At 71.7% G+C, this 25,932-nt stretch carries 28 protein-coding genes; 20 read left to right on the top strand and 8 right to left on the bottom strand.

Going from position 1 to position 25,932, the window contains the following annotated elements:
* Positions 1–45 precede the first annotated feature (45 nt).
* The 6 genes from VM685_RS02650 (at position 46) to VM685_RS02625 (ending at position 6,066) form a co-directional block, all read left to right on the top strand.
* Positions 46–1,086, top strand: coding sequence for a lysine-2,3-aminomutase-like protein (locus VM685_RS02650; RefSeq protein ID WP_325458558.1), 1,041 nt, complete (start codon positions 46–48; stop codon positions 1,084–1,086).
* Positions 1,086–1,841: a pseudouridine synthase gene (locus VM685_RS02645; RefSeq protein WP_325458557.1), complete on the top strand. Its 756-nt coding sequence runs from the start codon at positions 1,086–1,088 to the stop codon at positions 1,839–1,841. Before VM685_RS02650 ends, VM685_RS02645 begins: the two co-directional genes overlap by 1 nt.
* A gap of 108 nt (positions 1,842–1,949) precedes the next feature.
* Positions 1,950–3,473 carry a DUF4173 domain-containing protein gene (locus tag VM685_RS02640; protein WP_325458556.1) on the top strand — a complete coding sequence of 508 codons (1,524 nt, stop codon included), beginning with the start codon at positions 1,950–1,952 and terminating at the stop codon, positions 3,471–3,473.
* 15 nt (positions 3,474–3,488) lie between these two features.
* A complete protein-coding gene (locus VM685_RS02635; protein WP_325458555.1) occupies positions 3,489–4,208 on the top strand; it encodes a response regulator transcription factor in 720 nt (239 codons plus the stop codon).
* A complete protein-coding gene (locus tag VM685_RS02630; protein WP_325458554.1) occupies positions 4,205–5,776 on the top strand; it encodes a HAMP domain-containing sensor histidine kinase in 1,572 nt (523 codons plus the stop codon). Before VM685_RS02635 ends, VM685_RS02630 begins: the two co-directional genes overlap by 4 nt.
* Before the next feature lie 86 nt (positions 5,777–5,862).
* Positions 5,863–6,066 (top strand): hypothetical protein, encoded by a 204-nt coding sequence (locus VM685_RS02625; RefSeq protein ID WP_325458553.1) that lies wholly within the window; start codon positions 5,863–5,865, stop codon positions 6,064–6,066.
* On the opposite strand, the gene VM685_RS02620 is transcribed toward VM685_RS02625, so the two are convergent.
* Complete coding sequence (locus tag VM685_RS02620) at positions 6,063–6,440, bottom strand: nuclear transport factor 2 family protein (protein ID WP_325458552.1); 378 nt, start codon at positions 6,438–6,440, stop codon at positions 6,063–6,065. The two genes, VM685_RS02625 and VM685_RS02620, sit on opposite strands and share 4 nt — an antisense overlap.
* A 5-nt stretch (positions 6,441–6,445) precedes the next feature.
* Entirely contained in the window at positions 6,446–7,096 is a 651-nt protein-coding gene (locus VM685_RS02615; protein WP_325458551.1) for an alpha/beta hydrolase, read from the bottom strand.
* A 155-nt stretch (positions 7,097–7,251) separates the two neighbouring features.
* On the opposite strand from VM685_RS02615, the gene VM685_RS02610 reads away from it, so the two are divergent.
* The 10 genes from VM685_RS02610 to VM685_RS02565 are packed head-to-tail and all read left to right on the top strand — an operon-like array spanning position 7,252 to position 14,802.
* Complete coding sequence (locus tag VM685_RS02610) at positions 7,252–7,695, top strand: Rrf2 family transcriptional regulator (RefSeq protein WP_325458550.1); 444 nt, start codon at positions 7,252–7,254, stop codon at positions 7,693–7,695.
* Positions 7,692–8,840 (top strand): cysteine desulfurase family protein, encoded by a 1,149-nt coding sequence (locus VM685_RS02605; protein WP_325458549.1) that lies wholly within the window; start codon positions 7,692–7,694, stop codon positions 8,838–8,840. Before VM685_RS02610 ends, VM685_RS02605 begins: the two co-directional genes overlap by 4 nt.
* On the top strand, positions 8,840–10,309 hold the full coding sequence (sufB, locus tag VM685_RS02600; protein ID WP_325458548.1) for a Fe-S cluster assembly protein SufB: 1,470 nt from the start codon (positions 8,840–8,842) through the stop codon (positions 10,307–10,309). The genes VM685_RS02605 and sufB overlap by 1 nt, the downstream gene beginning before the upstream one ends.
* A complete protein-coding gene (locus VM685_RS02595; RefSeq protein ID WP_325458547.1) occupies positions 10,306–10,716 on the top strand; it encodes a hypothetical protein in 411 nt (136 codons plus the stop codon). Before sufB ends, VM685_RS02595 begins: the two co-directional genes overlap by 4 nt.
* Positions 10,716–11,462 (top strand): Fe-S cluster assembly ATPase SufC, encoded by a 747-nt coding sequence (gene sufC, locus VM685_RS02590; RefSeq protein WP_325458546.1) that lies wholly within the window; start codon positions 10,716–10,718, stop codon positions 11,460–11,462. The genes VM685_RS02595 and sufC overlap by 1 nt, the downstream gene beginning before the upstream one ends.
* Complete coding sequence (gene sufD / locus VM685_RS02585) at positions 11,459–12,484, top strand: Fe-S cluster assembly protein SufD (protein WP_325458545.1); 1,026 nt, start codon at positions 11,459–11,461, stop codon at positions 12,482–12,484. The genes sufC and sufD overlap by 4 nt, the downstream gene beginning before the upstream one ends.
* The gene (locus VM685_RS02580; RefSeq protein WP_325458544.1) at positions 12,481–13,701 is read left to right on the top strand and encodes a cysteine desulfurase; all 1,221 of its coding nucleotides are present in this window, start codon (positions 12,481–12,483) and stop codon (positions 13,699–13,701) included. Before sufD ends, VM685_RS02580 begins: the two co-directional genes overlap by 4 nt.
* Positions 13,702–13,710: 9 nt before the next feature.
* Positions 13,711–14,073, top strand: a complete 363-nt coding sequence (locus VM685_RS02575; protein ID WP_325458543.1) for an SUF system Fe-S cluster assembly protein — start codon at positions 13,711–13,713, stop codon at positions 14,071–14,073.
* Entirely contained in the window at positions 14,073–14,474 is a 402-nt protein-coding gene (locus tag VM685_RS02570) for an iron-sulfur cluster assembly accessory protein (protein ID WP_325458542.1), read from the top strand. The genes VM685_RS02575 and VM685_RS02570 overlap by 1 nt, the downstream gene beginning before the upstream one ends.
* Before the next feature lie 55 nt (positions 14,475–14,529).
* Positions 14,530–14,802, top strand: a complete 273-nt coding sequence (locus VM685_RS02565) for a 2TM domain-containing protein (protein ID WP_325458541.1) — start codon at positions 14,530–14,532, stop codon at positions 14,800–14,802.
* Here VM685_RS02565 and VM685_RS02560 read toward each other — a convergent pair.
* The 4 genes from VM685_RS02560 to VM685_RS02545 form a co-directional block, all read right to left on the bottom strand.
* Entirely contained in the window at positions 14,799–15,599 is an 801-nt protein-coding gene (locus VM685_RS02560; RefSeq protein ID WP_325458540.1) for an enoyl-CoA hydratase/isomerase, read from the bottom strand. The two genes, VM685_RS02565 and VM685_RS02560, sit on opposite strands and share 4 nt — an antisense overlap.
* An 85-nt stretch (positions 15,600–15,684) precedes the next feature.
* Positions 15,685–16,737, bottom strand: a complete 1,053-nt coding sequence (locus VM685_RS02555; protein ID WP_325458539.1) for a diguanylate cyclase — start codon at positions 16,735–16,737, stop codon at positions 15,685–15,687.
* 195 nt (positions 16,738–16,932) lie between these two features.
* Positions 16,933–18,636, bottom strand: a complete 1,704-nt coding sequence (locus VM685_RS02550; RefSeq protein ID WP_325458538.1) for a DEAD/DEAH box helicase — start codon at positions 18,634–18,636, stop codon at positions 16,933–16,935.
* 376 nt (positions 18,637–19,012) lie between these two features.
* Positions 19,013–19,444 carry a hypothetical protein gene (locus VM685_RS02545; RefSeq protein ID WP_325458537.1) on the bottom strand — a complete coding sequence of 144 codons (432 nt, stop codon included), beginning with the start codon at positions 19,442–19,444 and terminating at the stop codon, positions 19,013–19,015.
* A gap of 182 nt (positions 19,445–19,626) precedes the next feature.
* On the opposite strand from VM685_RS02545, the gene VM685_RS02540 reads away from it, so the two are divergent.
* A complete protein-coding gene (locus VM685_RS02540) occupies positions 19,627–20,034 on the top strand; it encodes a MerR family DNA-binding transcriptional regulator (protein WP_325458536.1) in 408 nt (135 codons plus the stop codon).
* A gap of 3 nt (positions 20,035–20,037) precedes the next feature.
* Here VM685_RS02540 and VM685_RS02535 read toward each other — a convergent pair whose 3' ends face one another.
* Positions 20,038–21,015 (bottom strand): LysR family transcriptional regulator, encoded by a 978-nt coding sequence (locus tag VM685_RS02535; protein WP_325458535.1) that lies wholly within the window; start codon positions 21,013–21,015, stop codon positions 20,038–20,040.
* 113 nt (positions 21,016–21,128) lie between these two features.
* Here VM685_RS02535 and VM685_RS02530 point away from each other — a divergent pair, with 113 nt between their 5' ends.
* From VM685_RS02530 to VM685_RS02520, 3 genes are read left to right on the top strand one after another with little or no spacing between them, the layout of a single operon-like run.
* Positions 21,129–22,376, top strand: a complete 1,248-nt coding sequence (locus tag VM685_RS02530; RefSeq protein ID WP_325458534.1) for an FAD-dependent oxidoreductase — start codon at positions 21,129–21,131, stop codon at positions 22,374–22,376.
* Positions 22,373–22,738, top strand: coding sequence for a nuclear transport factor 2 family protein (locus VM685_RS02525; RefSeq protein ID WP_325458533.1), 366 nt, complete (start codon positions 22,373–22,375; stop codon positions 22,736–22,738). Before VM685_RS02530 ends, VM685_RS02525 begins: the two co-directional genes overlap by 4 nt.
* On the top strand, positions 22,735–23,814 hold the full coding sequence (locus VM685_RS02520) for a phosphotransferase (protein ID WP_325458532.1): 1,080 nt from the start codon (positions 22,735–22,737) through the stop codon (positions 23,812–23,814). Before VM685_RS02525 ends, VM685_RS02520 begins: the two co-directional genes overlap by 4 nt.
* Positions 23,815–23,823: 9 nt before the next feature.
* Here VM685_RS02520 and parE read toward each other — a convergent pair whose 3' ends face one another.
* A complete protein-coding gene (gene parE, locus VM685_RS02515; protein WP_325458531.1) occupies positions 23,824–25,887 on the bottom strand; it encodes a DNA topoisomerase IV subunit B in 2,064 nt (687 codons plus the stop codon).
* Positions 25,888–25,932 lie beyond the last annotated feature (45 nt).

Below are 25,932 nucleotides of genomic sequence, written 5' to 3'. Positions count from 1 at the left end.
CTGCCGCGTTGCCCCTGCGGTCCGCATGGGCCATATGCCCCCGCCATGACCGCCGCGCGCACGCTTCGACGCCTGCCGGACCTCGCCGAGGCGGGGCTGGTCCCGGCCGAGCGCCTGCCGGCCCTGGAGCGGGTGGCGGCGCAGTACGCGGTGGCCATCACGCCGGCCATGACCGACCTGATCGACGCGGCCGATCCGGACGATCCCATCGCGCGCCAGTTCGTCCCGACGGCGGCCGAGCTGGTCCAGGCGCCCGAGGAGAGCGCCGACCCGATCGGCGACCACACGCACAGCCCGGTGGAGGGGATCGTCCATCGCTACCCCGACCGGGTGCTGCTGAAGGTCAACCACAACTGCGCGGTCTACTGCCGCTTCTGCTTCCGCCGCGAGATGGTCGGCCCCGACGGCCTGCGGCCGCTGTCGCCGGAGGCGCTGGACGCCGCGATCGCCTACATCGCCGGGCGGCCGGAGATCTGGGAGGTGATCGTCACTGGCGGCGATCCCTTCGTGCTCTCGCCGCGGCGGATCGCCGGCCTTATGGCCCGGCTGGACGCGGTCGAGCACGTGAAGGTGGTCCGCCTCCACACCCGCGTCCCCGCGGTCGAGCCGGAGACGGTGACCGGCGAACTGGTCGCGGCGCTGCGGAGCTCCGGCAAGGCGGTCTATGTCGCCCTGCACGCCAACCACGCCCGCGAGCTGACGCCGGCGGCGCGGGCAGTCTGCGCGAAGCTGGTGGACGCCGGCATCCCGATGCTGGGCCAGACGGTGCTGCTGAAGGGCGTCAACGACGACCCCGAAAGCCTGGCGGCCCTGATGCGCGCGTTCGTGGAGACCCGGATCAAGCCCTACTACCTGCACCACGCCGACCTGGCGCCCGGCACGGGCCATCTGCGCACCAGCATCGAAGACGGGCAGGCGCTGATGCGCAGCCTGCGCGGCGACGTCTCGGGCCTCTGCCAGCCGATCTACGTCCTCGACATACCGGGCGGCCACGGCAAGGCGCCGGTGGGTCCCGGCTTCCTCAAGGACGGCGAGGTCGAGGACTTCCGCGGCGTGCGCCACCCCTATCCGCCGAAGGCCGGCTGATGGCCTGGACCAAGCGTTACGACGAGGCCGAGCCGCAGCGGGTCAACAAGTGGCTGGCCCAGAACGGCGTCTGCTCGCGCCGGGAGGCCGAGACCCTGATCGCCGAGGGCCGGGTCTCCATCGACGGCGAGGTGGTCGAGGACGCCGGCCGCAAGATCCAGCCGGGCCAGACCCTGACGCTCGCCGACGCCGGCGGGGCAGGGCCGCTCAGCGTGGTGCTGCACAAGCCCATGGGCGTCGTCTCGGCCCAGCCGGAGCCAGGCCAGGTCCCGGCGGTGCGGCTGCTGACCCGCGAGGCGCTGGTCGGCGGGAGCCCGGTGATCCCCGGCCGCGACACCCGCCTGGCGCCGCTCGGCCGGCTCGACATGGATTCCCGCGGCCTGCTGATCCTCTCGGAGGACGGGGTGCTCGCCAAGGCGATCATCGGGCCGGAGAGCGACCTGGAGAAGGAATACCTGGTCCGCGTCACCGGCAAGATCACGCCGGAGAAGATCAAGCTGCTCTGCCACGGCCTCAGGATGGACGGCCGCGAGCTGAAGCCGGCGAAGGTCAGCGTCGTCGAGGGCCAGCAGCTCCGCTTCATCCTGAAGGAAGGCCGCAACCGCCAGATCCGCCGGATGTGCGAGCTGGTGGGCATGCACGTCATGGACCTGGTGCGCATCCGCATCGGCCCGCTGAACCTTGGCGACCTGCCCGAGGGCCGGTGGCGGGTGCTCACCCCGGAGGAACGGGCGGCGCTGATCGGCCAGGGCTGAGCCCGTCTGCACCGGACCTGCACGTCAGCGGGTCGGGCGATGCATGGAGCGTCCCGTCCGGTTGGACGCGACTCCACGAGGGTGGCGGCTCGTATCGGAGACCGCCCCATGCCTGCCGCCGTCCGCGTGCCGACCTTCTGGACCAAGGCCGTCCTCGCCGCCGGCCTCGTGGGGCTCGCCGACGGGCTGCTGTTCCAGAGCGAGGGACCGGGGGCCAATCTCGGTCTCTTCGCCCTGGCCTGGGTCGCCGCCGCGGCGGTGGCGACGCCGGCCCTGCGGCGCGACCCCGTGGGGCGCTGGGCGCTGCTGGCCGCGGTCTTCTTCGCCGCCCTGCAGATCGAGCGGCCGACCCTGATCGGCTGGCTGATGTTCGGGATCGCCCTGGGCGTGGCGGCCATGGCCCCGCGGGCGGGCCGCGCCGACGACGCCTGGCGCTGGACACAGCGGATACTCGTGCAGGGCCTCAAGGGCGTCGTCGGGCCGCTGCTGGACCTGGGCCGGCTCCAGAACCCGAAGCTTCGTAGGCGCGCGCCGCAGCTGCGCGTCGCGGCCCTGTCGGCCGTGCTGCCGGTGGCGGGCGGGCTGGTCTTCCTGGCCCTGTTCGCCGTGGCCAACCCGATGATCGAGCAGGCGCTGCCGGCGCTCGAGCTGCCGGGCTTCGACGCGGGCAGGGCCTTCTTCCTGGGCGTGGTGCTGCTGGCGGTCTGGGGCATCCTGCGGCCAAGGTTCCTGCGCCGGCCGCGGCGGCTGCCCGAGGCCAGCGGCGACCTCGACCTGCCGGGCGTCACGCCCACGTCGATCACCGCCTCGCTCGCCGTGTTCAACGCGGTGTTCGCCCTGCAGAACGGGCTCGACCTGGTCTTCCTGTGGAGCGGGGCGAGCCTGCCCGACGGCATGACCTATGCCGAGTACGCCCATCGCGGCGCCTATCCGCTGATCGTCACCGCCCTGCTGGCGGGACTGTTCGTGGTGGTCTTCCTGCGGCCGGGCTCGGCCACCGCCGGCTCGTCCCTGGTCCGGGGGCTCGTGGCGCTGTGGGTGGCGCAGAACCTGTTTCTCGTCGCCTCCACCATCCTGCGGACGCTGGCCTATGTGGACGCCTATTCCCTGACCGCCCTGCGGCTCGCGGCGCTCGCCTGGATGGCCCTGGTGGCGGTGGGCCTGGGGCTGGTCGGCTTCCGGCTGCTGCGGGGGCGCAGCGCGTCCTGGCTGGTGAACGCCAATGTCGCGGCCGCGGGCCTGGTGCTGGCGGCCTGCGCCATCGTCGACCTGAGCGCCGTCGCCGCGGCCTGGAACGTCCGCCACGCCCGCGAGGTCGGCGGCCGCGGAGCGCCGCTGGACGTCTGCTACCTGCTCGGGCAGGGCGAGCCGGCCCTGGTCTCGCTCATCGAGCTGGAGCGGCGGCCCATCCCCTATGAACTGCGCCGGCGGGTCCACGGCGGCCGCGTGGCCGTGCAGGAGCGGGTGCGCGGGCGCCAGGCGGACTGGCGCACCTGGACCTTCCGCGCCGCCCGCCGCCTGGACCGCGCCGAGCGCCTGGCGGCCGGCGTCCCGGCCGTCCCGGCGGCCGACCAGCTCGGCTGCGACGGGCTACCCAATCGGCCGGTCCGCGTGCCGCCCGTTGACGCCTGAGGCGTAACCGAGAACATGAGCCCGATGTCCCAGACCGTCCTCGTCGTCGACGACGACCCGCATATCCGCCAGCTCCTCGTCTTCGCCCTGGAGAAGGCCGGCCTCGCCACGCGGGAGGCCGACGACGGGGAGGCGGCGCTGGCGGCGGTCGGCGAGTCGGCGCCGGACCTGGTGATCCTCGACATCAACATGCCCAAGCTGAACGGGCTGGACGTCTGCCGCCGGCTGCGCGCCCAGGGTGAGCTGCCGATCCTGTTCCTGTCCTCCCGCGACGACGAGATCGACCGGGTGCTGGGCATCGAGCTCGGCGGCGACGACTATGTGGTCAAGCCGTTCAGCCCGCGCGAGGTGGTGGCCCGGGTGCAGGCGATCCTCCGGCGCGCCCGCGCCCCGGCCGCGGCCCAGCCGGCGTCGGCCAACGGACTGCTCACCCACGGTCGCCTGTGCCTCGACCCGGACAGCTGGACCGCCCGCTGGGGCGACCAGGAGGCGCCGCTGACCGTCACCGAGTTCACCATCCTCAAGACCCTGATGGGCGCGCCCTCGCGGGTCTTCACCCGCGACGCCATCATCGACCGGCTGCACGGCCCCGGGTTCGCCATCACGGACCGCACCATCGACAGCCACGTGCGCAACCTGCGCGGCAAGTTCGCCAGCCTCGGCGGCCACGACGTCATCGAGACCCGGGCCGGCGTCGGCTACCGGCTCGGAGCCTGCCTCGGCCAGGCGGCGTGAGCCTGACGGGGCTCGTCCGCCGCCACTGGCCGCCGCTGCGGCTGAGGGTGATCCTGTTCGGCGTGCTGCTGCTGGTGGCGGCGCTGCCGGGCGTGGCGGCCATCTCCCTGCGGGTCTACGAGAACACCCTGGTCCGCCAGACCGAGGCCGAGCTCCTGGCCCAGGGCGCGGCGCTCGCCGCCGCGGCCTCGGCCCAGTGGCCGGGGACGACGCCGGAGCGGCGGCCGTTCAACCGCCGGGCCCTGAACTACTACGTCCCCGAGCAGACCACGATCGACCTCTCCCGCTCGCCGGTGCTGCCCGAGCGGCCGCCGCCCCGCCGCACGCGCCGCCAGGCGGACCCGGCCGCGCTCACGGTCGCCTGGCACATGGACCCGGTCATCGAGCGGACCACGCGCACGACGCTGGCCTCCATCCTGCTCCTCGACCGCAAGGGGGTGATCGTGCGCGGTCGCGGCTTCGGCCGCGAGCTCTCCATGCTGCCGGAGGTGCGCGACGCCCTGGCCGGCGAGCCGCGGACCGTCTTCCGGCGCAACGGCGACTACAAGCCGACCTATTCGTTCGAGTGGCTGAGCCGCGCCTCGGCGCTGCGCCTGCATCATGCCCGGCCGATCGTCGCCGACGGGGAGGTGGTGGGCGTGCTGCTGCTCTCCCGATCGCCGCGGGCCCTGTTCCGCGGCCTCTACGAGGACCGCGGCAAGATCCTGATCGGGGTGGGCGTGATCTTCGGCCTGCTGGTGCTGACGGCGGGCCTCGTCTCCCGCGGCGTCACCCGCCCGATCGAGGCGCTGAGCGCGGCTTCGCGGCAGGTGGCGGCCGGCGGCGGCGATATCCCGGAGACCCCCGCCACGGCGGCGGTGGAGATCCGGGCGCTCTACGAGGACTTCCGGGCCATGGCGGAGCGGATCGAGCGCCGCAGCGGCTACCTGCGCGACTTCGCCGCCGCGGTGAGCCACGAGTTCAAGACGCCGCTGGCCGGCATCCGCGGGGCGGTGGAGCTGCTGCAGGACCACCTGGAGACCATGAGCCCGGACGAGCGCCGGCGCTTCCTCTCCAACATCGAGGCCGACGCCGAGCGGCTCTCCCAGCTCGTCGGCCGGCTGCTGGACCTGGCGCGCGCCGACATGGCGACGCCGGAGGCCGGCGTGGCGGTCGCCGTGCACCCTGCTGTGCGCCGCGCCGCCGACGGTCAGGCGGGGGTGGAGTTCCGGATCGAGGTGGACCTGCCCGATGGATTGCCGGCCGTCGCCGTGCCGGAGGCGACCATCGAGACGGTGCTGACGGTCCTGCTTCAGAACGCCCGGCAGGCCGGCGCCTCGGTCGCCCGGGTCACCGCCGAGGCCGGAACCACCGAACTGGTGCTGGCGGTGACCGACGACGGGCCCGGCGTGCCGCCGGCCGACCGGGAGCGCCTGTTCGAGCCCTTCTTCACCAGCCGGCGAGCCGAGGGCGGCACAGGCCTCGGCCTCTCCATCGCCCGCTCCCTGCTGGCGGCGAGCCATGGACGGCTGACGCTGGCCACCTCAGGCGCCGGGGCGCGGTTCGAGGCGGCCCTGCCGCTCGCCTGAGCCGGGCCTGCACCGGAACTCCTCGGGCGTCGCCACGCCCTCTGCGCACGCGGGGCGGAAGTTGTCCCTTCAGACGGAGGACGGCCATGGACGACGTGCAGTATGCGATCTCGGACGGCTATCGGGTGGCGGTCGTGGAGGCGGGCGAGGCGTGGCTCTGGCGGCTGACCACGCCGGGTGGGCGTGACGCCGGCGGCTTCGCCCCGGACGAGAGGAGCGCGAAGCGCTGCGCCGCCTTCGCCGCCTTCACCCTCAGCGCGTTCGAACGGTCGTCGGCCCGGAGCGTCTAGCCGGCCAGGGTGACGAAGAGCTCGCTCTCGATCACCCACTGGCCCGTCTGCCTGCGCCACGCGGCCATGTAGGCGCCGGACATCTCGCCGGACTTCCAGTGGGCGACCCAGCGGCCGGCCTCGGCGGCCCGGTCGCCGGCGGCGTCGAGCTCCACCGTCTCCGGCGTGCGGACATAGGTCCCGAAGTCCGGGTCGCGGAACTGGGCGGCGAAGGCCTCGACGATGGCGTCCGCGCCCAGGATCAGGGCCCCGTCGCCCGCGATCAGCCGGGCGTCCGTGGCGAAGAACGGCCGCAGGCGCGGCGCCTCGTGCGCCGCGATCAGCTTGTTGGTTAGCCGTCGGCGCGCGCGGATGGCGTCTTCCGGCGCCGTCACGGGCCTTAAGCCGGCTCGGCGGCCAGGCGCTTGTCGAGATAGGCGCCCACGCGGGCTTCCACGTCCGGCAGGTTCTCCATCCAGAAGTGCGACGCGCCCTCGATCACCTCGTAGTCGATGACGATGCCCTTCTGGGTGCGCAGCTTGGAGACCACGCGCTCCACCTCGACCGGGGGCACCACGGTGTCCGCGCCGCCGTGCAGGATGAGGCCGGAGGCGGGGCAGGGGGCCAGGAAGGAGAAGTCGTAGGCGTTGGTCGGCGGCGAGACCGAGATGAAGCCGTCGGTCTCGGGCCGGCGCATCAGCAGCTGCATGCCGATCCAGGCGCCGAAGGAGTAGCCCGCCACCCAGCACTGGGAGGCGGCGGGGTTGGTGGACTGCAGCCAGTCGAGGGCGGTCGCCGCGTCGGCCAGCTCGCCGATCCCGGCGTCGAACTCGCCCTGCGAGCGGCCGACGCCGCGGAAGTTGAAGCGCAGGACCGAGAAGCCGCGCTTCATGAACAGGTGGAAGAGCTGCACGGTGACCGGATTGTTCATCTGGCCGCCCGCCTTCGGGTGAGGGTGGAGAATCAGCGCCACGGGCGCGGTCTCGCTCTTGCCCTGCGTGTAGCGGCCTTCGATCCGCCCGGCCGCGCCGGTCAGAACCACCTCTGGCATAAGATCCCTCTTCCCAGCCCAAATACTTGACTGCCGCGCTAGGTCTTCCTAAGTCCGGTCCATCCGGCCGAACCGGGCTAGAGCCCGCGCGCAAGGCGGCGGCTTGTAGCACAGGCGAGCCCGGATGCGCGCGAAAACTGCATTGGGTCAAAGCCATGCGCCTCTCCACCAAAGGCCGCTACGCCGTCATGGCGATGGCGGACCTCGCGAGACGCCAGACCGACGCCGAGCGGGCGGTGGCGCTCGCCGACATCGCCGCGCGGCAGGAGATATCGCTCTCCTACCTGGAACAACTCTTCGCGCGCCTGCGCCGCAAGGGCCTGGTGAAGAGCGCCCGCGGTCCCGGCGGCGGCTACCGCCTGGCGCGGACCGCCGACGAGACCTCCATCGCCGAGATCGTCCACGCCGTGGACGAGCCCCTGCGCGCCACCCGCTGCGGGGGCAACCAGAGCAAGGGCTGCATGCTGAAGGGCGAGCGCTGCCTGACGCACGACCTGTGGGAAGACCTCGGCCAGCAGATCGAGGCCTACCTGGCGTCGGTGAGCCTGGCCGACGTGGTCGGGGGCCGTGTCGGCCCGAACCGGCAGGTCGCCGCATGAGCCAGGCCGTCTACCTCGACTACAACGCCACGGCCCTGGTGCGGCCCGAGGCCGTCGCCGCGGTCACGCGTGCGCTCGAGGCGGGCGGTAATCCCTCTTCGGTGCACGCCGCCGGCCGCGCGGCGCGGGCCACCGTCGAACAGGCGCGCAGCGCCGTCGCTGACCTGATCGCGGCGCCGGCCTCCACGGTGGTGTTCACCTCGGGCGGCACGGAAGCCAATGCGCTGGCCATCGAGAGCGCCGTGGCGGCGGGCGCGCGGCGGCTGATCGTCTCGGCCATCGAGCACGCCAGCGTGCTGGAGAGCGCCAAGGCCTCGGGCGCGGCCGTGGAGATCCTGCCGGTGGATGAGAGCGGCGTCGCCGACCTCGGCTGGCTGGCCGAGCGGCTCGGCCGCTGGGACGCCGCCGACGGCAAGCCCTTCGTCGCCCTCATGTTGGCCAACAACGAGACCGGCGTGATCCAGCCGGTGCAGGCGGCCTCGGAGATTGTCCGCGCCGCCGACGGCTGGCTGCACGTCGACGCCATCCAGGCGGCCGGCAAGATCGTGATCGACAGCCGCGGGATCGGCGCGGACACGCTCAGCGTCTCCGCCCACAAGCTGGGCGGGCCGCAGGGTGTCGGCGCGCTCACCTTCGGCCCGCGGGCCACCCTGTCGCGGCGCCTGCACGGCGGCGGGCAGGAGCGCGGCCGCCGGGCCGGCACCGAGAACGTCCCGGGCATCGCCGGATTCGGCGCGGCCGCACGCGCCGCCAATCCGTGGGAGCTGGCGCCCCAGGAAGGCTGGCGCGACGCGGTCGCCGCGCGGCTGAAGGCGGCCGGCTGCACGATCATGGGCGAGCACGCGCCGCGCCTTCCCAACACCCTGTGCTTCGCCACGCCGGGCTTTGCGTCGGAGCTGCAGGTGATGGGTCTCGACTTGATGGGCGTCATGGTCAGCGCCGGCTCCGCCTGCTCTTCGGGCAAGGTGAAGCCCAGCCCCGTGCTCACCGCCATGGGCCAGGGAGACCTCGCCGCCAGCGCCCTCCGGGTGAGCGGCGGGTGGAACACGTCCGAGACCGATTGGAACAGGTTCGCCGAAGCCTGGTTCGAAGCCCATGCCCGGCACGTGGCGCGTCGCGCGCCCGCCGCCGTTGGAGTTGAGTAATGGCCGCCGTCAAGCAGACCGTCGAGCACGTCCAGAGCCTCGAGAAGTACAAGCACGGCTTCGTCACCGACATCGAGCAGGACTTCGCGCCGAAGGGGCTGAACGAGGACATCGTCCGCTTCATCTCGGCCAAGAAGGAAGAGCCCGAGTGGATGCTGGCCTGGCGGCTGGAGGCGTTCGAGCGCTGGCTGGCCATGGACGAGCCGGCCTGGGCGAAGGTCTCCTTCCCGCGGATCGACTACCAGGACTCCTACTACTACGCCGCGCCGAAGCAGAAGGAGGGCCCCAAGAGCCTCGACGAGGTCGATCCGGAGCTCCTGGAGACCTACAAGAAGCTCGGCATCCCGCTGCGCGAGCAGGAGGTGCTGGCGGGCGTCCAGGGCGCGCCGAGATACGCCGTCGACGCGGTGTTCGACTCGGTCAGCGTGGTCACCACCTTCAAGAAGGAACTGGCCCAGGCCGGCGTCATCTTCTGCTCCATGAGCGAGGCGATCCGCGAGCACGGCGATCTGGTGCGCAAGTACCTGGGCTCCGTGGTGCCGGTGAGCGACAACTACTTCGCCTGCCTGAACTCGGCGGTCTTCTCGGACGGCAGCTTCGTCTACGTGCCCCCGGGTGTGCGCTGCCCGATGGAGCTCTCCACCTATTTCCGGATCAACGCCGAGAATTCCGGCCAGTTCGAGCGCACCCTGATCATCGCCGACAAGGGCGCCTACGTCTCCTACCTGGAGGGCTGCACCGCCCCCATGCGCGACGAGAACCAGCTGCACGCCGCGGTGGTGGAGCTGGTCGCCCTGGACGACGCGGAGATCAAGTACTCCACCGTCCAGAACTGGTACCCGGGCGATCCGGAGACCGGCAAGGGCGGCATCTACAACTTCGTCACCAAGCGCGCCGACTGCCGGGGCGACCGCTCGAAGGTTTCCTGGACCCAGGTGGAGACCGGCTCGGCGATCACCTGGAAGTACCCGTCGTGCGTGCTGCGCGGGGAGGGGAGCTCGGGCGAGTTCTACTCCATCGCCATCACCAACGGCCGCCAGCAGGCCGACACCGGCACCAAGATGATCCACCTGGGCGCCAACACCCGCTCGCGGATCATCTCCAAGGGGATCAGCGCGGGGAAGAGCACCAACACCTACCGCGGCCTGGTCTCGGCGCACCCGAAGGCCAAGGGGGCGCGGAACTTCACCCAGTGCGACAGCCTGCTCATCGGCAAGCACTGCGCGGCGCACACCGTGCCCTACATCGAGGCCCGCAACGGCCAGGCGAAGTTCGAGCACGAGGCGACCACGACGCGCCTGTCGGAAGACCAGCTGTTCTACGCCATGCAGCGCGGCCTCAGCCAAGAGGAGGCGGTGCAGCTGCTGGTGAACGGCTTCGTGAAGGACGTGCTGCAGGAGCTTCCCATGGAGTTCGCCGTGGAGGCCCAGAAGCTGGTGGCCATCTCGCTGGAGGGGAGCGTCGGATGACGTCGAAGACCAAGAAGGACGCCGCGAAGGCTCTCACCCTCAAGGACGCATTCGAGGTGGAGCACGCCCGCCGCGAGATGGAGCGCCGCGCCCGGGACGAGGCCGAGCGCCGCCAGCAGGAGGCCGACCTCGCCAACGCCGAGGCGCTTCACGCGGCCCTGGCGTCGGACCCGGCGTTTCTCGCCGCCCACGACCTGAGCGTCGACCGGCGCCGCTACACGGTCTCGCTGGACCACCAGAATTTCCGGATCGCCGCCTACTGGGAAGCCGGCAAGGGCAGCGTCACCTCCTCCGACAAGCGCAACACCCATCCGGGGTCGGCGGCGCCCCGCAAGCAAGAGACCGTGGAGAGCGTCGAGGACGCCCTTCGGGTCATGGCCCAGTTCCTAGTCGACGAGACCCGCTGATGCTTTCCGTCCAGAACCTGCACGCCGCCATCGACGGCAAGGAAATCCTCAAGGGGCTCTCGCTCGAGGTTCCGGCCGGCGAGGTGCACGCCATCATGGGGCCGAACGGCGCGGGCAAGTCGACGCTCTCGTATGTGCTGACCGGCCGCGAGGGCTACGAAGTCACCCAGGGCTCCGCCACCCTAGACGGCGAGGACCTGCTGGCGCTGGAGCCCAACGAGCGGGCGGCCAAGGGCGTCTTCCTGTCGTTCCAGTACCCGCTGGAGATCCCCGGCGTGCCGGCGCTGACCTTCATCCGCACCGCGCTGAACGCCCAGAAGAAGGCCCGCGGCGAGCCCGAGGTCACCGCGCCCGAGTTCCTGAAGCTGATCCGCGCCAAGGCCGGGGAGCTGAAGATCGACTTCGACATGCTCAAGCGCGCGCTCAACGTCGGCTTCTCCGGCGGTGAGAAGAAGCGGATGGAAATCCTTCAAATGGCGGTGCTTTCACCGCGCTTCCTGATCCTCGACGAGACCGACAGCGGCCTGGACATCGACGCCCTGCGCATCGTCGCCGACGGGGTCAACGCCCTGCGCGCGCCGGACCGCGGCATGCTGGTGATCACCCACTACCAGCGGCTTCTGGACTACATCAAACCCGACCGGGTGCATGTGCTCTCGGCCGGCCGCATCGTCGCCTCCGGCGGGCCCGAGCTGGCGCTCGAGCTCGAGCGCGAGGGCTACGACAAGTACGCGAGGGCCGCTTGAGCCTCGCCCTCGCCCTGAAGACGCGCGACGTCGCCGACCTGCCCGGCAAGCGCCACGAGGACTGGCGCTGGACCGACCTGCGCGGTCTGATCCGTGTCCTGCCGGAGCCCTCCGCCCCGGTGTCCGGCGACCTCGGCGCGGGCCCATTCGACGGCTTGGCGGAGCGGGTGCTGACGATCGCCAACGGGCGGAACGAGCAGACGATCAGCGTGGGCGCGGGCGAGACCGCGGCCGTGGCGCTGCGGATCGTCGGCCGCGGCGACGGGGCCCACGCCGTGGGTGTGCGCGTCGAGGTGGCCGAAGGTGGCCGCCTGACCCTGCTGGAAACCTACGAGGGCGAGGGCGGCTATCTCGCCCAGACCTCGCTCGCCATCCACCTGGCGGCCGGGGCGAGCGCCGAGCGGATCGTGCTGGCGGACGAGGGGCCCGACGCGGTCAGCGTCAGCCACGCCGAGGTGCGCCTGGCGCCCGGCGCGAGCTTCGCCCAGACGGCGCTGGTCTCCGGCGCCCGACGCCAGCGTATCGAGACGCGGGTGGCCCATCCCGGCGGCCACGCGGCGCTTCGGCTCGACGGGGTCTACCTGCTGGCCGATAAGCGCCACGCCGACCTGACCACCGTCGTCACCCACGAGGGCCTCGACGGCGCCACCGAACAGCTCACCAAGGGCGTCGTGCGCGACCAGGCGCGCGGCGTCTTCCAGGGCCGGATCGTCGTCGCCGAGGGCGCCGACCGCACGGACGCGCGCATGGGCCACCACGCGCTGATCCTCTCCGACCGCGCCGAGGTGGACGCCAAGCCGGAGCTGGAGATCTACGCCGACGACGTCTCCTGCGCGCACGGCAACACGGTGGGCGCCCTGGATGAGGACGCCCTGTTCTACGCCCGCCAGCGCGGCATGCCCGAGGCGGACGCCCGGGCCCTGCTCACCGAGGCCTTCATCGGCGAGGTGATCGACCGCATCGCCCACGAGGGCGCCCGCGAGGTCGTGCGCGAGTGGGCGGCGGAAAGGCTGCGGGGATGAGCGTGGCCTTCGACGTCGAAGCCGTTCGGGCCGAGTTCCCGATCCTCCAGCGCGAGGTCAACGGCAAGCCGCTGGTCTACCTGGACAGCGCCGCCTCGGCCCAGAAGCCGCGGGCGGTGATCGAGGCCATGACCCGGGCGATGGAGCACTCCTACGCCAACGTCCATCGCGGCCTGCACACGCTCGCCAACGAGACCACCGACGCCTACGAGGCGGCGCGCCGCAAGACCGCCGCCTTCATCGGCGCGGCCGAGACCGAGGTGGTGTTCACCAAGGGCGGCACCGAGGCGATCAACCTCGTGGCCTCGGGGCTGGGCGCCGGCCTGCACCCGGGCGACGAGATCGTGCTCTCGGAGATGGAGCACCACGCCAACATCGTGCCCTGGCACTTCCTGCGCGAGCGCAAGGGCGTGGTGCTGAAGTTCGTCCCCGTCACCGACGACGGCCAGCTCGACCTGGAGGCCTTCCAGCGCCTGCTGGGGCCGAAGACCAGGGTCGTGGCGCTCAGCCACATGTCCAACGTGCTGGGCACCATCAACCCGGCGATGGAGCTCACCCGCATGGCCCACGAGGCGGGCGCGGTGGTGCTGCTCGACGGCTGCCAGGCGGTCGTCCACAAGCCGGTGGACGTGAAGGCGCTCGACGTCGACTTCTACGCCTTCTCCGGCCACAAGCTCTACGGCCCCACCGGCATCGGCATCCTCTACGGCAAGGCCGAGCGGCTGGCCGCGCTGCCGCCCTACCAGGGCGGCGGCGAGATGATCGGCACGGTGACGGTGGACGAGATCACCTACGCCGACCCGCCGCACCGCTTCGAGGCCGGCACGCCGCCCATCCTGGAGGCGATCGGCCTGGGCGCCGCCATCGACTGGCTCTCCGGCCTGGACCGCACCGCGATCTCCGCCCACGAGCACCGGCTCTACGAGCGGGTGCGCGAGGGGCTGAACGGCGCAAACTGGCTGAAGGTGATCGGCGACGCGCCGGGGAAGGGGGCCATCCTCTCCTTCACCGTGGAAGGCGCCCACGCCCACGACGTGGCCCAGATCCTCGACCGCTACGGGATCGCCGTGCGCGCCGGCACGCACTGCGCCGAGCCGCTGATGCGCCGTTTCGGGGTGACGTCGAGCGCCCGGGCTTCCTTCGCCCTATATAACACCGAGGCGGAGGCCGACGCCTTCGTCGACGCCCTGACCAAGACCCAGGCTTTCTTCGCGTAGACGGGACCCATGGACGACGCCGCTTCCATCGAGACGAAGACCACGACTCCGCTGACCCAGGCGGAGCTCGACGTGCTGACCGATCAGCTCATCGAGAAGCTGAAGACCGTCTACGACCCGGAAATCCCGGTCGACATCTACGAGCTGGGCCTGATCTACAAGGTCGACGTCTCGGACGACAAGGACGTGGTCATCGACATGACCCTGACCGCCCCGGGCTGCCCGGTGGCCGGCGAGATGCCGGGCTGGGTGGAGGACGCGGTCAAGGAGATCCCCGACATCAAGTCCTGCAAGGTCGAGCTGGTGTTCGATCCGCCGTGGGATCCCTCGCGGATGTCCGACGAGGCCAAGCTGCAGCTGAACATGTTCTGATGGCGAACCTGGAATTCACCCCCGCCCCCCGCACGCGCCGCCCGCGCCCGAAGGTGGTCACCCTGACCGAACGCGCCGCCGAGCGCGTCCGCGAGATCATGGCCAAGGCCGAGAAGCCCTACGCCGGCCTGCGCGTCGGCGTGAAGAACGGCGGCTGCGCCGGGCAGGAATACGTCCTGGAATACGCCGAGGCGGCCGACCCGCTCGACGAGGTGGTCGAGGACAAGGGCGTGACCATTCTGGTGGAGCCCAAGGCGGTGCTGTTCCTGGTGGGCTCCGAGATCGACTACGAGGTCAGCAAGCTCTCGGCCAAGTTCGTCTTCCACAATCCCAACGAGACCGACGCCTGCGGCTGCGGCGAGAGCGTCACCATCCAGCCCGCCGAGGACCGCGAGGTCTGACGTCGATCTCTCCGCCGACCGGCGTTATGCTGCCGCAGGGATCGGGGAGAACCAGATGACCGACGACGCCGAACTGCGCCGGCTGGCCGAGCGCCGGGCCGACATGAAGCTCGCCTTCCGCAGCCACCTGACCGCCTATCTGATCATCAACGCGGGCCTGTTCGCCATCGACTGGGTGACCTCGCCCGGCATCGACTGGGCCTACTGGCCGGCGATCGGCTGGGGTCTGGGCCTCGCCTCGCACGCGGTGGTGACCTTCGCCGACCCGGTGGCGACGCGTGAGAAGCTCGTCGAGGCCGAGCTGCGGAAGCTGCGCGAGCGCCGCTAGCGGCCCTTGAACTCCGCCGGACGCTTCTGGACGAAGGCCATGATCCCTTCGCGCGCGTCGTCGGTGCGGCCGGCCTGGCCCTGGGCGTAGGCCTCGGCCTCGAGCTGCAGGTGCCACGGCGCGTCCAGCGCCTCCCAGACCAGGTTGCGGGTCAGCCCCAGCGAGGCCGGGCCATCGGCCAGCGCCCGAGCGTAGGTCATGGCCGCGTCCATCAGCTCGGCGTCGGGCACGCACTTGTTGATCATGCCCCAGTCCAGCGCCGTCTTGGCCGGCAGCTTCTCGCCCAGCAGCATCAGCTCCATGGCGCGCGCCTTGCCCAGGTGGCGGGGCAGCATCCAGGTGGCGCCGCCATCCGGCACCAGGCCGATGCGGCGGAAGGCCAGCAGGAAATAGGCGCTCTCGGCCGCCACGATCAGGTCGCCCATCAGGGCCAGGGAGACGCCGACGCCGGCGGCCACGCCGTTCACCGCCGAGACCAGCGGCTTGGGCGACTTGCGCACCATGCTGACGAACGGGTTGTAGGTGCGCAGGAGGGACTCGTTCGGCCCGTTCGGATTGGGTTGCGAGCCGGCCCGGCCGCCGCTGAGGTTGGCGCCCGAGCAGAAGCCGCGGCCCTCGCCGGTGATCACGATGGCGCGGACCTTGTCGCCGTAGGCGAAGTCCTCAAACGCGCTTTGCAGCTCTTCCATGAGGTCGAGCCCGGCGGCGTTCAGCGTGCCGGGGTCGGAGAGGGTGATGATGCCGATGCGGTCCTCGACCGCGGTCTTCACCTTCGCTGCCGTCTGGGCGCCGTCCATGAGGTGTCCTCCCTCGAACTCTCTTGGGTCCGATGGAAACAAGGATACCCCGGCGTCAGGCCAGCGGAAATTCCCGGCGCGCCGCTCAGGCGGCTTCGGCGACCGGGTCGGCGGTGGAGGTGCGGTTGCGGCCGCCGCGCTTGGAGGCGTAGAGGGCCGCGTCGGCGCGTTCCACGAGGCCGGACACGGCCTCGCCGGGGCGCCGTTCGGCCAGGCCCGCGGAGATCGTGATGGCGCCCAGGTCCTCGTTGGTGGAGCGGCGCTTCAGCACGCGGGAGGAGACCTCCTCGCGGATCTCCTCGAGGGTGGCCAGCGCGGTCGCGGCCGCCTCGCCCGGGAAGATGATCGCGAACTCCTCGCCGCCGTAGCGGGCCGACAGGCGGGGCGGATGTCCGGCGCGGCCGATGACGCTCGCGACGTAGCGGATCACCTGGTCGCCGGTCTGGTGGCCCCAGGTGTCGTTGAAGCTCTTGAAGTGGTCGATGTCGATCACCGCCAGCGTCATCACCTGACCCTCGGCCTCGGCCTGGGCGCACGCGCGTTCCAGCGCCTCGTCGAAGGCCTTGCGGTTGGCGAGGTTGGTGAGCGCGTCGGTCATGGCGTCGCGCCGCACGAGTTCCAGGTGCTCGCGCAGTCGGCTGACCTCGGCCGTGGTGTCGGCGAGCTGGGTCTCCAGCGTCCGGTTCTCGCGTTGCACGCGCTGGGTGGCCGTGGTCAGGGTCTCGACCATGGCCTTGATGGCCGTGGCGTCCTCGGCCTCGAGGGACTTGTGCGCGGTGGCCAGCTGCTGGCCGTAGGCCTCGCTGGTCTCGCGGGCGCTCTCGATGGCGCGCGACACGCTGTCCAGTTCCTGGGCCAGGGCGTCGCCGGCCTGGAGGATCTCGCCGTCGAGCTTGGCCTTGGGCAGGTACTGGGCGGCGAGATGCTCGCCCACGGCGTCGGTGAACGCCTCGCCCGACTCGATCAGCTGATCGATCTCCGCGGCCAGCGGGCTTTCCTTGTCGCAGAGGTAGTGGACCCAGAGCTCGAAGTTCACGGGCGTCGGCCAGACCTTGTGCGCCTCCATGGCCTGGATGGCCTTGCGCGCCATGGCGTAGGCCTGCGGCGCGCGAAGGACGGTCTCGACGTCGGCGGACATTCGCTTCTTTCCCACACCGGGCCGTTTCCGCTGCCGGAGCGGCCAGCCCTCTTCCGTGGAGGAAGCCTAGTGGGGAAGGCCAAACGGCCGGTTAAGAGGGGCGGTTAAGGGCCGTTGTCCTCGCGTGCGAGGCGAGCGGCCGCGCGGGACGCGGCGCGCCGGGCGCGCGCCGCCGTTCCCCTGCCGGGCGAAGCCTCAGTCGTCGGCGGGCCGGGGCGCGGGGGCCCGCATCAGGAAGGCCGGGGTCTCGTCGCCGAAACCGACCACCCGCTCGCCGTCGCCGCGCTCGCGGTCCCGGCCCCGATCGCGGTCACGGCGCTCGCCGCGGTCCCGCTCGGGGCGAGGGCCGCGGTCGCGGTCCCGGCCACGTTCACGTTCGCCCTCAGGGCGCTCGGCGCGGGCCTCGCGTTCCGGACGATCGGCGCGGGGACGCTCCTCACGGCGCGGCCGTTCCTCACGCCGCGGACGCTCCTCGCGCGGCGCGCGCTCCTCGACCGGGGCGGCGACGGGCGCAGCCTCCGCGACGGGCGCGGGCTCCGCCGCTTTCCGGCTGCGCGAGCGGCGGGCGGGCTTGTCCTCCTCGGCAGCCGGGGCCGGGGTCTCGGCCGACGGCTGGAACGGCTCCATCGAGGCGCGCTGGCCGTGCTCCTTGATCTCGCGGGGCCGGCGGTCGCGGTCGCGATCCCGGCTCGTGGAGCGCTCACGGCCGCGGCCGCCGCTGCGGTCGCCGTCGCGACGGGCGCGGGGCTCGTCCTTCAGGCTCGCCCAGTCGAGGTCGAGGGTGACCTCCTCGGGCGTCTTGCCGATCAGCTTGATGACCTTGTCGATGTTCTTGGCGTCGGCCGGGGTCACCAGCATGAAGGTCTGGCCGCTCCGCCCGGCGCGGCCCGTGCGGCCGATCCGGTGGACATAGTCGTCGGCATGGTGTGGCACGTCGTAGTTGAAGACGTGGCTGACGGCCGGGATGTCCAGGCCGCGGGCGGCCACGTCGGAGGCCACCAGCAGCTTCAGCTCGCCGGAGCGGAAGCTCTCCAGCGTGCGCATGCGGGTCTGCTGGTCGAGGTCGCCGTGGATCGCCGCGGCGTCGAGGCCGTGGGTCCGCAGGGACTTGGCGACGATGTCGACTTCGGACTTCCGGTTGCAGAAGACGATGCCGTTCTTGACGTCGTCGTTGCCGATCAGGGTCCTGAGCGCCGTGCGCTTGGCCTTGGGGTCGCTGACCGGCATGCGCACGACGTACTGCTTGATGGTCTCGGCCGTGGTGGCGGGGCGCGCCACCTCGATCCGGACGGGATCGCGCAGGAACTGCTTGGTCAGCCGGGTGATCTCCGGCGGCATGGTAGCCGAGAAGAACAGCGTCTGCTTGGCGGCCGGCGTCAGCTTGAAGATGCGCTCGAGGTCCGGGATGAACCCCATGTCGAGCATCCGGTCGGCCTCGTCGACGACCATGATGTTCACGCCGGTCATCAGCAGCTTGCCGCGCTCGAAGTGGTCGAGCAGCCGGCCCGGGGTGGCGATCAGCACGTCGACGCCGCGATCGAGCTTCTGCTCCTGGTCGGAGAAGGAGACGCCGCCGATCAGCAGCGCCCAGGAGAGCTTCTGGCCCTTGGCGTACTTCTCGAAGGACGCCGAGACCTGGTCGGCGAGTTCGCGGGTGGGCGCGATGACGAGGGCGCGCGGCATCCGCGCCTTGGCCCGGCCGGCCTTCAGCCGGTCGATCATCGGGAGGGTGAAGGCGGCGGTCTTGCCGGTGCCGGTCTGGGCGATGCCCAGGACGTCACGCCCCTGCAGGGCGACGGGAATGGCCTCGGCCTGGATAGGGGTCGCGGTGGTGTAGCCGGTGTCGGCGACGGCCTGCAGGGTCGCAGGCGAAAGGCCCAGTTCGGAAAATTCTGTCATTTCGTACGAATAAAGCGGGGGCCCGCCGATCCCTGTGTGAGAAGATGGCTGGCGTACCGCGGCGGCGCGAGCGGAGATCGCTTGCGCGCGCGGAAGATACGGGCAGCAACGCTCAAGTCAACGCGTTCCCGGCCCCAGCAGTTCACGCGCCGCATTTCCGTTGTGCCGCAAGATCAGCCGGGGCGGATCAGGTTGATCTGGATGACGCCGCGGAAGACGTGCTCCTGCGGACGGGCGAAGGCCGCCTGGGCGGCGCGCCGGCCGCGCCACTGGGCGACGCGGACGAGCCCGCGCGTGCCGACGGCGGCGAGCTTGCCGGCCAGCGTCGGCCGGGGCGGATGGTAGGGCAGGGCAGGAGGCGGAACGGGCGGCGCCGTCAGAGAGGGCCCGCCTCGTAGGCCTGCTGTCTTTTTTTTTCAGCGTCGCCGTCGTCGTCGGCTGCGCTGTGTCGGGCAGGTTCGTGGCCGTCGTCGCCGAGGCGAAGTGCGTCGGCGAAGGAGCGCGCCGCCTCGCCCAGCGCATAGGCCAGGGTGGCGCTCGCGGCGCCCATCTCGCGGCCGCCGCCGTCGCCGGCGTGGCGCACCCGCTCGGCCGCCTCGTGGATCAGGTGGCGCGCCTTGGGGCTTTCGCCCGCCTTCTTGGCGCCCGCCACGGCCCCGGCGGCCATGATCGCCTCGGCGATCAGCACCTGTCCGGTGCGCGAAGCCAGCAGCTCGCCGAAGCGGCCCTTGCGCACGGCCTTGGGCACCTTCACCCCGGCGATCCGCTTGGGAAGCAGGCTCTTGGTCTTGCGCTTCTTCTTGGCCATGCGGGCCTCCTCGTCCGGATGCCTGAACGTGCTTCGCCATGGCGGTGTTCCAGGCGTGGCCCCGGCTCAGGGTGTGACTGATAAGGATTGCTGATCAATCCATCACAGACATCAATTGGACGGGCGACGGCGCGCTCCGCACTCTGCCGTCGGGGCATCAACAATGCACAGGAGGAGCGCCCGTGGAAAAGCTGCGTCGCCTCGCGCCATTCCGCACCTATTCGATCACCCAACTCTGCCGGGAGTTCGGCTGCACGGCCCGCGCCCTGCGGTTCTATGAAGAGCAGGGTCTGCTCTTTCCGCGCCGCCAGCAGATGCAGCGCGTCTATTCCTACAAGGACCGGGCCCGGCTGCAGCTGATCGTCCGCGGCCGAAAGGTGGGCCTCACCATCGCCGAGATCCGCGACATCCTCGACACCTACGAGGACGGCGGCGAGGAGGCTCAGAACGCGCTCGCCCTGAAGGTCTTCAAGGCCCGCATCGCGGCCTTGCAGAGCGAACGGTCGCGGCTCGAGGACGCCATGCAGACCCTGTCTGCGGCGTGCGAGCGGCTGGCGGGCGGGCCGACCATGGGCAAGGCTGCCGCCTGACGACTACGCCACCGCGCCCACCAGGCGCGCGTCGGGGAACTGCAGGCGGGCCTCCTGCCAGAACGGCTCGGCGGCGGGATTGCCGCGGCCCGGCGCGCGCACGAGCGCGAGCTGGGTCGTGAGGTCGAGCCCGGCGAGCGGCCGGCGCACCATGTCCGGATCGCCCGCGCCGCCGGTGTTGAACCAGCCCAGCGACACCGCCGCCATGCGGAACTGGCGGCCGTAGCGCTCGACGCCGATCGCATGCGGCTCCGGCGGCACGATCAGCCGGGCGCCGGCGCGACCGAGCACCGCGCGCAGCGGCCCCAGGATCGGACTGCCGTGGGTTGTCCCCACCATGGCCACCGGCAGGTCGGCCAGCGCCTCGGGCGGGATCACCTCGAAGGCCGCCAGCGGCGACTCCTTGGGGACCAGCAGCTCGGTCCGCGCCTCGCCCAGCACCATGCGCGGCAGATTGTCGGGGAACATGACCTCGGCGATCGGTTCGGCCTGCCACTGGTCGAGCGGAACCGGCATGCCCAGCATCAGCGCGAGGTCCGCCTCCTCGCGCAGGAGCGCGCGCACCACCTCGCGCTGCCAGAGCGGAGACACGGTCAAGGGCTTGTCCGGATAGCGCTGGAAGAAGGCCTCCAGCAGGGTCTGCCGCTGGCGGATCTCCAGGGTGTAGAGGGCGGCGCCGAACACCACCCGCCGCTCCCGGCGGCCCTGCGCCCGCGCCACCGCCTCCGAGAACCGCGCGCTCTCGGCCATCAGGGCCTGGGCCGGCGGCAGCAGGGCCGCGCCCTGGGCGGTGAGGGCCACCCGCCGCGTACTGCGTTCGAAGAGGGCGAAGCCGAGCCGCGTCTCCATCTGGCGGATCTGGGCCGAGAGGGCTGGCTGGGTCATGTGCAGCCGCTCCGCGGCGCGGCCGAAGTTCAGCTCCTCGGCGAGCACCACGAAGGCCCGCAGCAGGCGCAGCTCGATGGCGTCCCGACGCTCCATTCCCGATTGATAAGTCCCGCCTATAGATCGACCAAGCCTATTGATTGGACCCGGCCCGCCCCGCCGACCAACGTTCGTCCCAGACGGCGGGAGACCGCCCTGAGGAGACAGGCGTGGACGCTTACGACCTGATCATCGTAGGCGGCGGCATCGGCGGTTCCGCCCTGGCGACCGTCATGGCCCGGGCCGGACGGTCCGCCCTGCTGCTTGAGCAGACCGAGGTCTACGAGGACCGGGTGCGCGGCGAGTGGATCGCGCCCTGGGGCGTGGCCGAGGTCCAGCGGCTCGGGCTCTACGACTTGCTGATGGGGGCGGGGGGCCATCACATCACCCGCCACGTCACCTATGACGAAACCCTGGATCCCGCGCAGGCCGAGGCCTCGCCCCTGCCGCTGGGGATCTTCCGGGAAGGGGTGCCGGGGCCGCTCTGCCTTGGCCATCCGCGGCATTGCCAGACCCTGTTCGACGCCGCGGCGGCCGCGGGCGCGACGGCGCTGCGCGGCGTACGCGTCCTGGAGATCGAGCCTGGCCCCGGGCCGCGCATCCGCTTTGAGCACGGCGGCCGGGCGCGGACGGCCGGCGGCCGGCTCCTGGTCGGGGCCGACGGACGGACCTCCCACGTGCGCGAGACGCTCGGGATCAGGCTTCACCAGGACACGCCGCACCACTGGTTCGCCGGCCTGCTCGTCGAGGGCGTCGAGGGCTGGGACCCGGAGATGCAGGCGATCGGCACGGAGGGGGAGTTCGGCTTCCTGGCCTTCCCCCAAGGGGAGGGGCGCGTCCGGATCTACGGCGGCTATCCGCTGTCCCAGGCCAAGCGGTTCAGGGGACCGGACGCCCCCCGCCGCTTCCTCGACGCCTTCGCCATGGAGTGCAGTCCGCCCAACCGCGCGCTGGTGGCGGGCCGCCCCGCCGGGCCGCTGTTCAGCTACATCAACGCCGATTCCTGGACCGAGCGGCCCTATGCGCCCGGCGCGGTGTTGGTCGGCGACGCCGCCGGCTGGAACGATCCCATCCTGGGGCTGGGGCTCTCGATCACCTACCGCGACGTGCGGATGGTCAGCGACATCCTGAAGGCGACCGACGACTGGGCGACGGTGGACTTCTCACCCTACGGCGAGGAGCGGGCCGAGCGCATGCGCCGCCTGCGCTTCGTCGCCCAGATCCAGGCGGCGCTGGACATGGAGTTCGGGGAGGCCGCCCGCGCCCGCCGGCGAAGCCTCTTCGAGCGCGCCGCCGGGGACCCGGGGCTGAAGGCCCACGCCTTCGCCGTGATGGCTGGGCCGGAGACGCTGCCCCCCGAGCTGTTCACCGAGGACCATCGCGCCCGCGTCCTGGGCGGCCAGGAGGAACGGGCATGAGCGTGACGGAGGCCACCGGCCTGGACATCGCCGACTACAACGCCCGCTGGCTGGCGGCCTGGACGGACAAGGACGTGGATCGCCTGACCGCCTTCTACGCCGACGGCTGCATCTACAAGGACCCGCAGACGTCGCAGGGCCTCAGCGGCCGGCCGGCGCTGCGCGCCTACCTGGAGGGCCTGTTCGCCGCCACGCCGGCGATGACCTACACGCCCGACGAGGTCTGGCCGATCGCCGGCGGCTTCTGCGGCCGCTGGTACTGTCAGGTGGAGGGCGGCGCACGCCTCCGCGGGTTCGACCTCGTGCTCCTCGATGGGGAGCGCATCGTGCTCAACGAAGTCTACGTCCACACCCTGCCGTGACCCTGCTCCTCCGCCCCGACATCCGCCCGCCGTCCGCCGTGGACGGCCCATGGCTCACCGCCGTGCTGCGCGAGGCCGGCCTCGACGGCGTCGTCCGCGCGGCGCGCGCCGAGCCGGTGGGCACCGGCCAGATCGGCGACAGCGTCCGCTTCCACCTGGACTACGCCCGCCGCGGGCCCGGCGCGCCGGACACCCTGGTGGGCAAGTTCCCCGCCGCCGGCGCCGAGAGCCGCGCCACGGGACACGCCCTCGGCAACTACCTCCGCGAGGTCCGCTTCTACCAGGAGCTGGCGCCGCGGGCCCTGGTGCGCACCCCGCGCTGCTACCTGGCGCAGGTGGACGAGCCCACCAGCGACTTCGTGCTGATCATGGAGGACTTGGCGCCGGCGGAGCAGGGCGACCAGCTCTCCGGCGTCACCCTGCAGCAGGCGCGGCTGGTGGTGGTGGAGGGCGCGCGCCTCCACGCCTCCCACTGGGGCGACGAGCGGCTCGACACCCTGCCGTGGGTCTCCGGCTCGCGCGCCGCGCCGCCGAGCGCCGCCACGCCCGACATGGTCGAGGCCCTCTGGCTGGGGTTCAAGGCCCGCTACGCCCCGCGGCTGAAGCCGGAGTGGGTGGAGGTCGGCGACTGGCTGTGCCGGCGGTTCACCGACTTCGGCGCGGCGCACGACGGGCCCCGGTGCCTGACCCACAACGACTTCCGGCCCGACAACATGATGTTCGGCACCGCGCGGGGCGGCCATCCGGTGACCGTCCTCGACTGGCAGTCCTTCGCCTACGGCGCCGGCGCCACCGACCTGGCTTACTTCCTGGCCGGCGCGCTGGAGCCGCAGGTGCTGGTCGCCCACGAGGCCGAGCTGCTCGAGCTCTACCTGCGCACCCTGCAGAGCCTCGGCGTGACCGGCTACGGCATGGCCGACCTTGAGCGGCACTACGCGCGCGGCGCCTACCTGCTGTTCGGCACCGCTTTCTTCGCGGCGATGATCGTCACCCAGACCGAGCGCGGCGACCGGATGTTCCTGCAGATGCTGGGTTCGGCGGCGGAGCACATGCGCCGCCACGGCGTCGTCGGCTGACCCGCGCGATCAGACGTCGAGGTCGGCGGCCGCGAACTCGGCGTTCTCCTGGATGAAGCGGAAGCGCAGCTCGGGCTTACGTCCCATCAGCGCCTCCACCAGGCTCTCCACCGTCTCCTCGGCGCGGGGCAGGGTGACCTTGGCCAGGATCCGCTTCTTGGGATCCATGGTGGTCTCCTTGAGCTGCGCGGGCATCATCTCGCCGAGGCCCTTGAACCGGCTGATGTCCGGCTTCTTGCCCTTGAACTCGGTGGCCAGCAGCTCGTCGCGGTGGGCGTCGTCGCGGGCGTACATCGACTTCGAGCCGTGGCTGATCCGGTAGAGCGGCGGCAGCGCCAGGAAGAGGCGGCCCGCGCGGATCATGTCGGGCATGGTCCGGTAGAAGAAGGTGATCAAGAGGCTCGCGATGTGGGCGCCGTCCACGTCGGCGTCCGTCATGATGATGATCCGCTCGTAGCGGAGGTCCTCTTCCTTGAACTTCGAGCCGCCCTGGGCGCCGAGCGCCAGCATCAGGTCGGCCAGCTCCTTGTTGCCGCCGAGCTTGTCGAGGGAGGCGGAGGCGACGTTCAGGATCTTGCCGCGCAGGGGCAGGATCGCCTGGGTGCGGCGGTCGCGGGCCTGCTTGGCCGAGCCGCCGGCCGAGTCGCCCTCGACGAGGAACAGCTCCGTGCCGTCGGTGGCCTGGCCGGAGCAGTCGGCCAGCTTGCCGGGCAGGCGCAGCTTGCGGGTCGCCGAGGCGCGGGCGACCTCCTTGTCCTTGCGGCGCTTCAGGCGCTCCTCGGCGCGCTCGATGACGAACTCGAGCAGGGCGCTGGCGGCCTTGGGCTGGGCGGTGAGCCAGTGGTCGAACGGGTCGGCGAGCGCCTTTTCCACGAGGCGCTGGGCTTCCGACGAGGAGAGCTTCTCCTTGGTCTGGCCCTGGAACTCCGGGTCACGGATGAAGACGCTGACGAGCGCGCCGGCCTGGGCCACCACGTCCTCGGCGGTGAGGATCGAGCCGCGCTTCTCGCCGGTGAGCTCGGCGTACTGCTTCAGGCCCCGGGTGAGCACGGCGCGCAGGCCGGCCTCGTGGGTGCCGCCCTCGGGGGTCGGCACGGTGTTGCAGTAGGACTGCATGAAGCCGTCGGCCTCGCCGAAGCCGGCCGGGGTCCAGGTGACGGCCCACTCCACCTTGCCGGCCTCGCCCGGACGCTCGTAGCGGCCGGCGAAAGGCTCGGGCGTGACGGTCTCGATGTTCTTCACCCGCTCGGCGAGGAAGTCGGCCAGGCCGTTGGGGAAGCGGAACACCGCCTCGGCCGGGGTCTGGTCGTGGATGCGGCTCGGATCGCATTTCCAGCGGATCTCGACGCCCCCGAACAGATAGGCCTTGGACCTGGCCATCCGGTAGAGCCGGGCCGGCTTGAAGGCGACGCCTTCGCCGAAGATCACCGGGTCGGGCGCGAACGCGATCTGGGTGCCCTTCTTCCGGGTCGGGCCCAGCTTCTCGATCGAGCCGATCGGCTTGCCGCGGGTGAAGGCCTGGCGCCACTCGAAGCCGTCCTTCCACACGGTCACCTCGACCCGCTCGGAGAGCGCGTTGACCACCGAGACGCCCACGCCGTGCAGGCCGCCGGAGGTCTCGTAGGCCTTGCCGGAGAACTTCCCGCCCGAGTGCAGGACGGTCATGATCACTTCCAGCGCCGACTTGCCCGGGTGCTTGGGGTGCGGGTCCACGGGGATGCCGCGGCCGTCGTCCTTCACCGAGAGCTGGCCGTCGGCGTCGAGGGAGACCTCGATGACCTTGGCGTGGCCGGCCACCGCCTCGTCCATGGCGTTGTCGAGCACTTCGGCGAACAGGTGGTGCAGGGCCCGCTCGTCGGTGCCGCCGATGTACATCCCGGGGCGCTTGCGGACGGGCTCCAGCCCCTCCAGCACCTCGATGTCCTTGGCCGAATAGCCGCCGCCGGACGGCTTCACGCCGACCACCGCCGGGTCCGGCCGCGGCTCGTGGCTCTCGGCGAGCGGGGCGGCGGGCGCGGGGTTCAGCGCGTCGTCGAACAGGTCGGGCAGGGGCTGGGCGGCTGACTTGGACATGACTCGCGGAACGTAGGGGGATTCTAGGCGGGTATGAATCGCGGC

Origin of the sequence: Phenylobacterium sp. (genome assembly GCF_035539035.1) — a bacterium.
Lineage (GTDB): Bacteria > Pseudomonadota > Alphaproteobacteria > Caulobacterales > Caulobacteraceae > Phenylobacterium.
The sequence above is the reverse complement of the archived record's forward strand: the minus strand, read 5'-3'. Positions and strand labels throughout refer to the sequence as shown.

Coding starts and splice junctions, on each gene's coding strand:
- sufC (WP_325458546.1), top strand. CDS start 10,716: ATGCTTTCCGTCCAGAACCTGCACGCCGCCATCGACGGCAAGGAAATC.
- VM685_RS02625 (WP_325458553.1), top strand. CDS start 5,863: ATGGACGACGTGCAGTATGCGATCTCGGACGGCTATCGGGTGGCGGTC.
- VM685_RS02580 (WP_325458544.1), top strand. CDS start 12,481: ATGAGCGTGGCCTTCGACGTCGAAGCCGTTCGGGCCGAGTTCCCGATC.
- sufB (WP_325458548.1), top strand. CDS start 8,840: ATGGCCGCCGTCAAGCAGACCGTCGAGCACGTCCAGAGCCTCGAGAAG.
- VM685_RS02560 (WP_325458540.1), bottom strand. CDS start 15,599: ATGGACGGCGCCCAGACGGCAGCGAAGGTGAAGACCGCGGTCGAGGAC.
- VM685_RS02550 (WP_325458538.1), bottom strand. CDS start 18,636: ATGACAGAATTTTCCGAACTGGGCCTTTCGCCTGCGACCCTGCAGGCC.
- VM685_RS02535 (WP_325458535.1), bottom strand. CDS start 21,015: ATGGAGCGTCGGGACGCCATCGAGCTGCGCCTGCTGCGGGCCTTCGTG.
- VM685_RS02575 (WP_325458543.1), top strand. CDS start 13,711: ATGGACGACGCCGCTTCCATCGAGACGAAGACCACGACTCCGCTGACC.
- VM685_RS02605 (WP_325458549.1), top strand. CDS start 7,692: ATGAGCCAGGCCGTCTACCTCGACTACAACGCCACGGCCCTGGTGCGG.
- VM685_RS02635 (WP_325458555.1), top strand. CDS start 3,489: ATGAGCCCGATGTCCCAGACCGTCCTCGTCGTCGACGACGACCCGCAT.
- VM685_RS02645 (WP_325458557.1), top strand. CDS start 1,086: ATGGCCTGGACCAAGCGTTACGACGAGGCCGAGCCGCAGCGGGTCAAC.
- VM685_RS02595 (WP_325458547.1), top strand. CDS start 10,306: ATGACGTCGAAGACCAAGAAGGACGCCGCGAAGGCTCTCACCCTCAAG.
- VM685_RS02650 (WP_325458558.1), top strand. CDS start 46: ATGACCGCCGCGCGCACGCTTCGACGCCTGCCGGACCTCGCCGAGGCG.
- VM685_RS02565 (WP_325458541.1), top strand. CDS start 14,530: ATGACCGACGACGCCGAACTGCGCCGGCTGGCCGAGCGCCGGGCCGAC.
- parE (WP_325458531.1), bottom strand. CDS start 25,887: ATGTCCAAGTCAGCCGCCCAGCCCCTGCCCGACCTGTTCGACGACGCG.
- VM685_RS02570 (WP_325458542.1), top strand. CDS start 14,073: ATGGCGAACCTGGAATTCACCCCCGCCCCCCGCACGCGCCGCCCGCGC.
- VM685_RS02525 (WP_325458533.1), top strand. CDS start 22,373: ATGAGCGTGACGGAGGCCACCGGCCTGGACATCGCCGACTACAACGCC.
- VM685_RS02615 (WP_325458551.1), bottom strand. CDS start 7,096: ATGCCAGAGGTGGTTCTGACCGGCGCGGCCGGGCGGATCGAAGGCCGC.
- VM685_RS02545 (WP_325458537.1), bottom strand. CDS start 19,444: ATGGCCAAGAAGAAGCGCAAGACCAAGAGCCTGCTTCCCAAGCGGATC.
- VM685_RS02555 (WP_325458539.1), bottom strand. CDS start 16,737: ATGTCCGCCGACGTCGAGACCGTCCTTCGCGCGCCGCAGGCCTACGCC.
- VM685_RS02640 (WP_325458556.1), top strand. CDS start 1,950: ATGCCTGCCGCCGTCCGCGTGCCGACCTTCTGGACCAAGGCCGTCCTC.
- VM685_RS02610 (WP_325458550.1), top strand. CDS start 7,252: ATGCGCCTCTCCACCAAAGGCCGCTACGCCGTCATGGCGATGGCGGAC.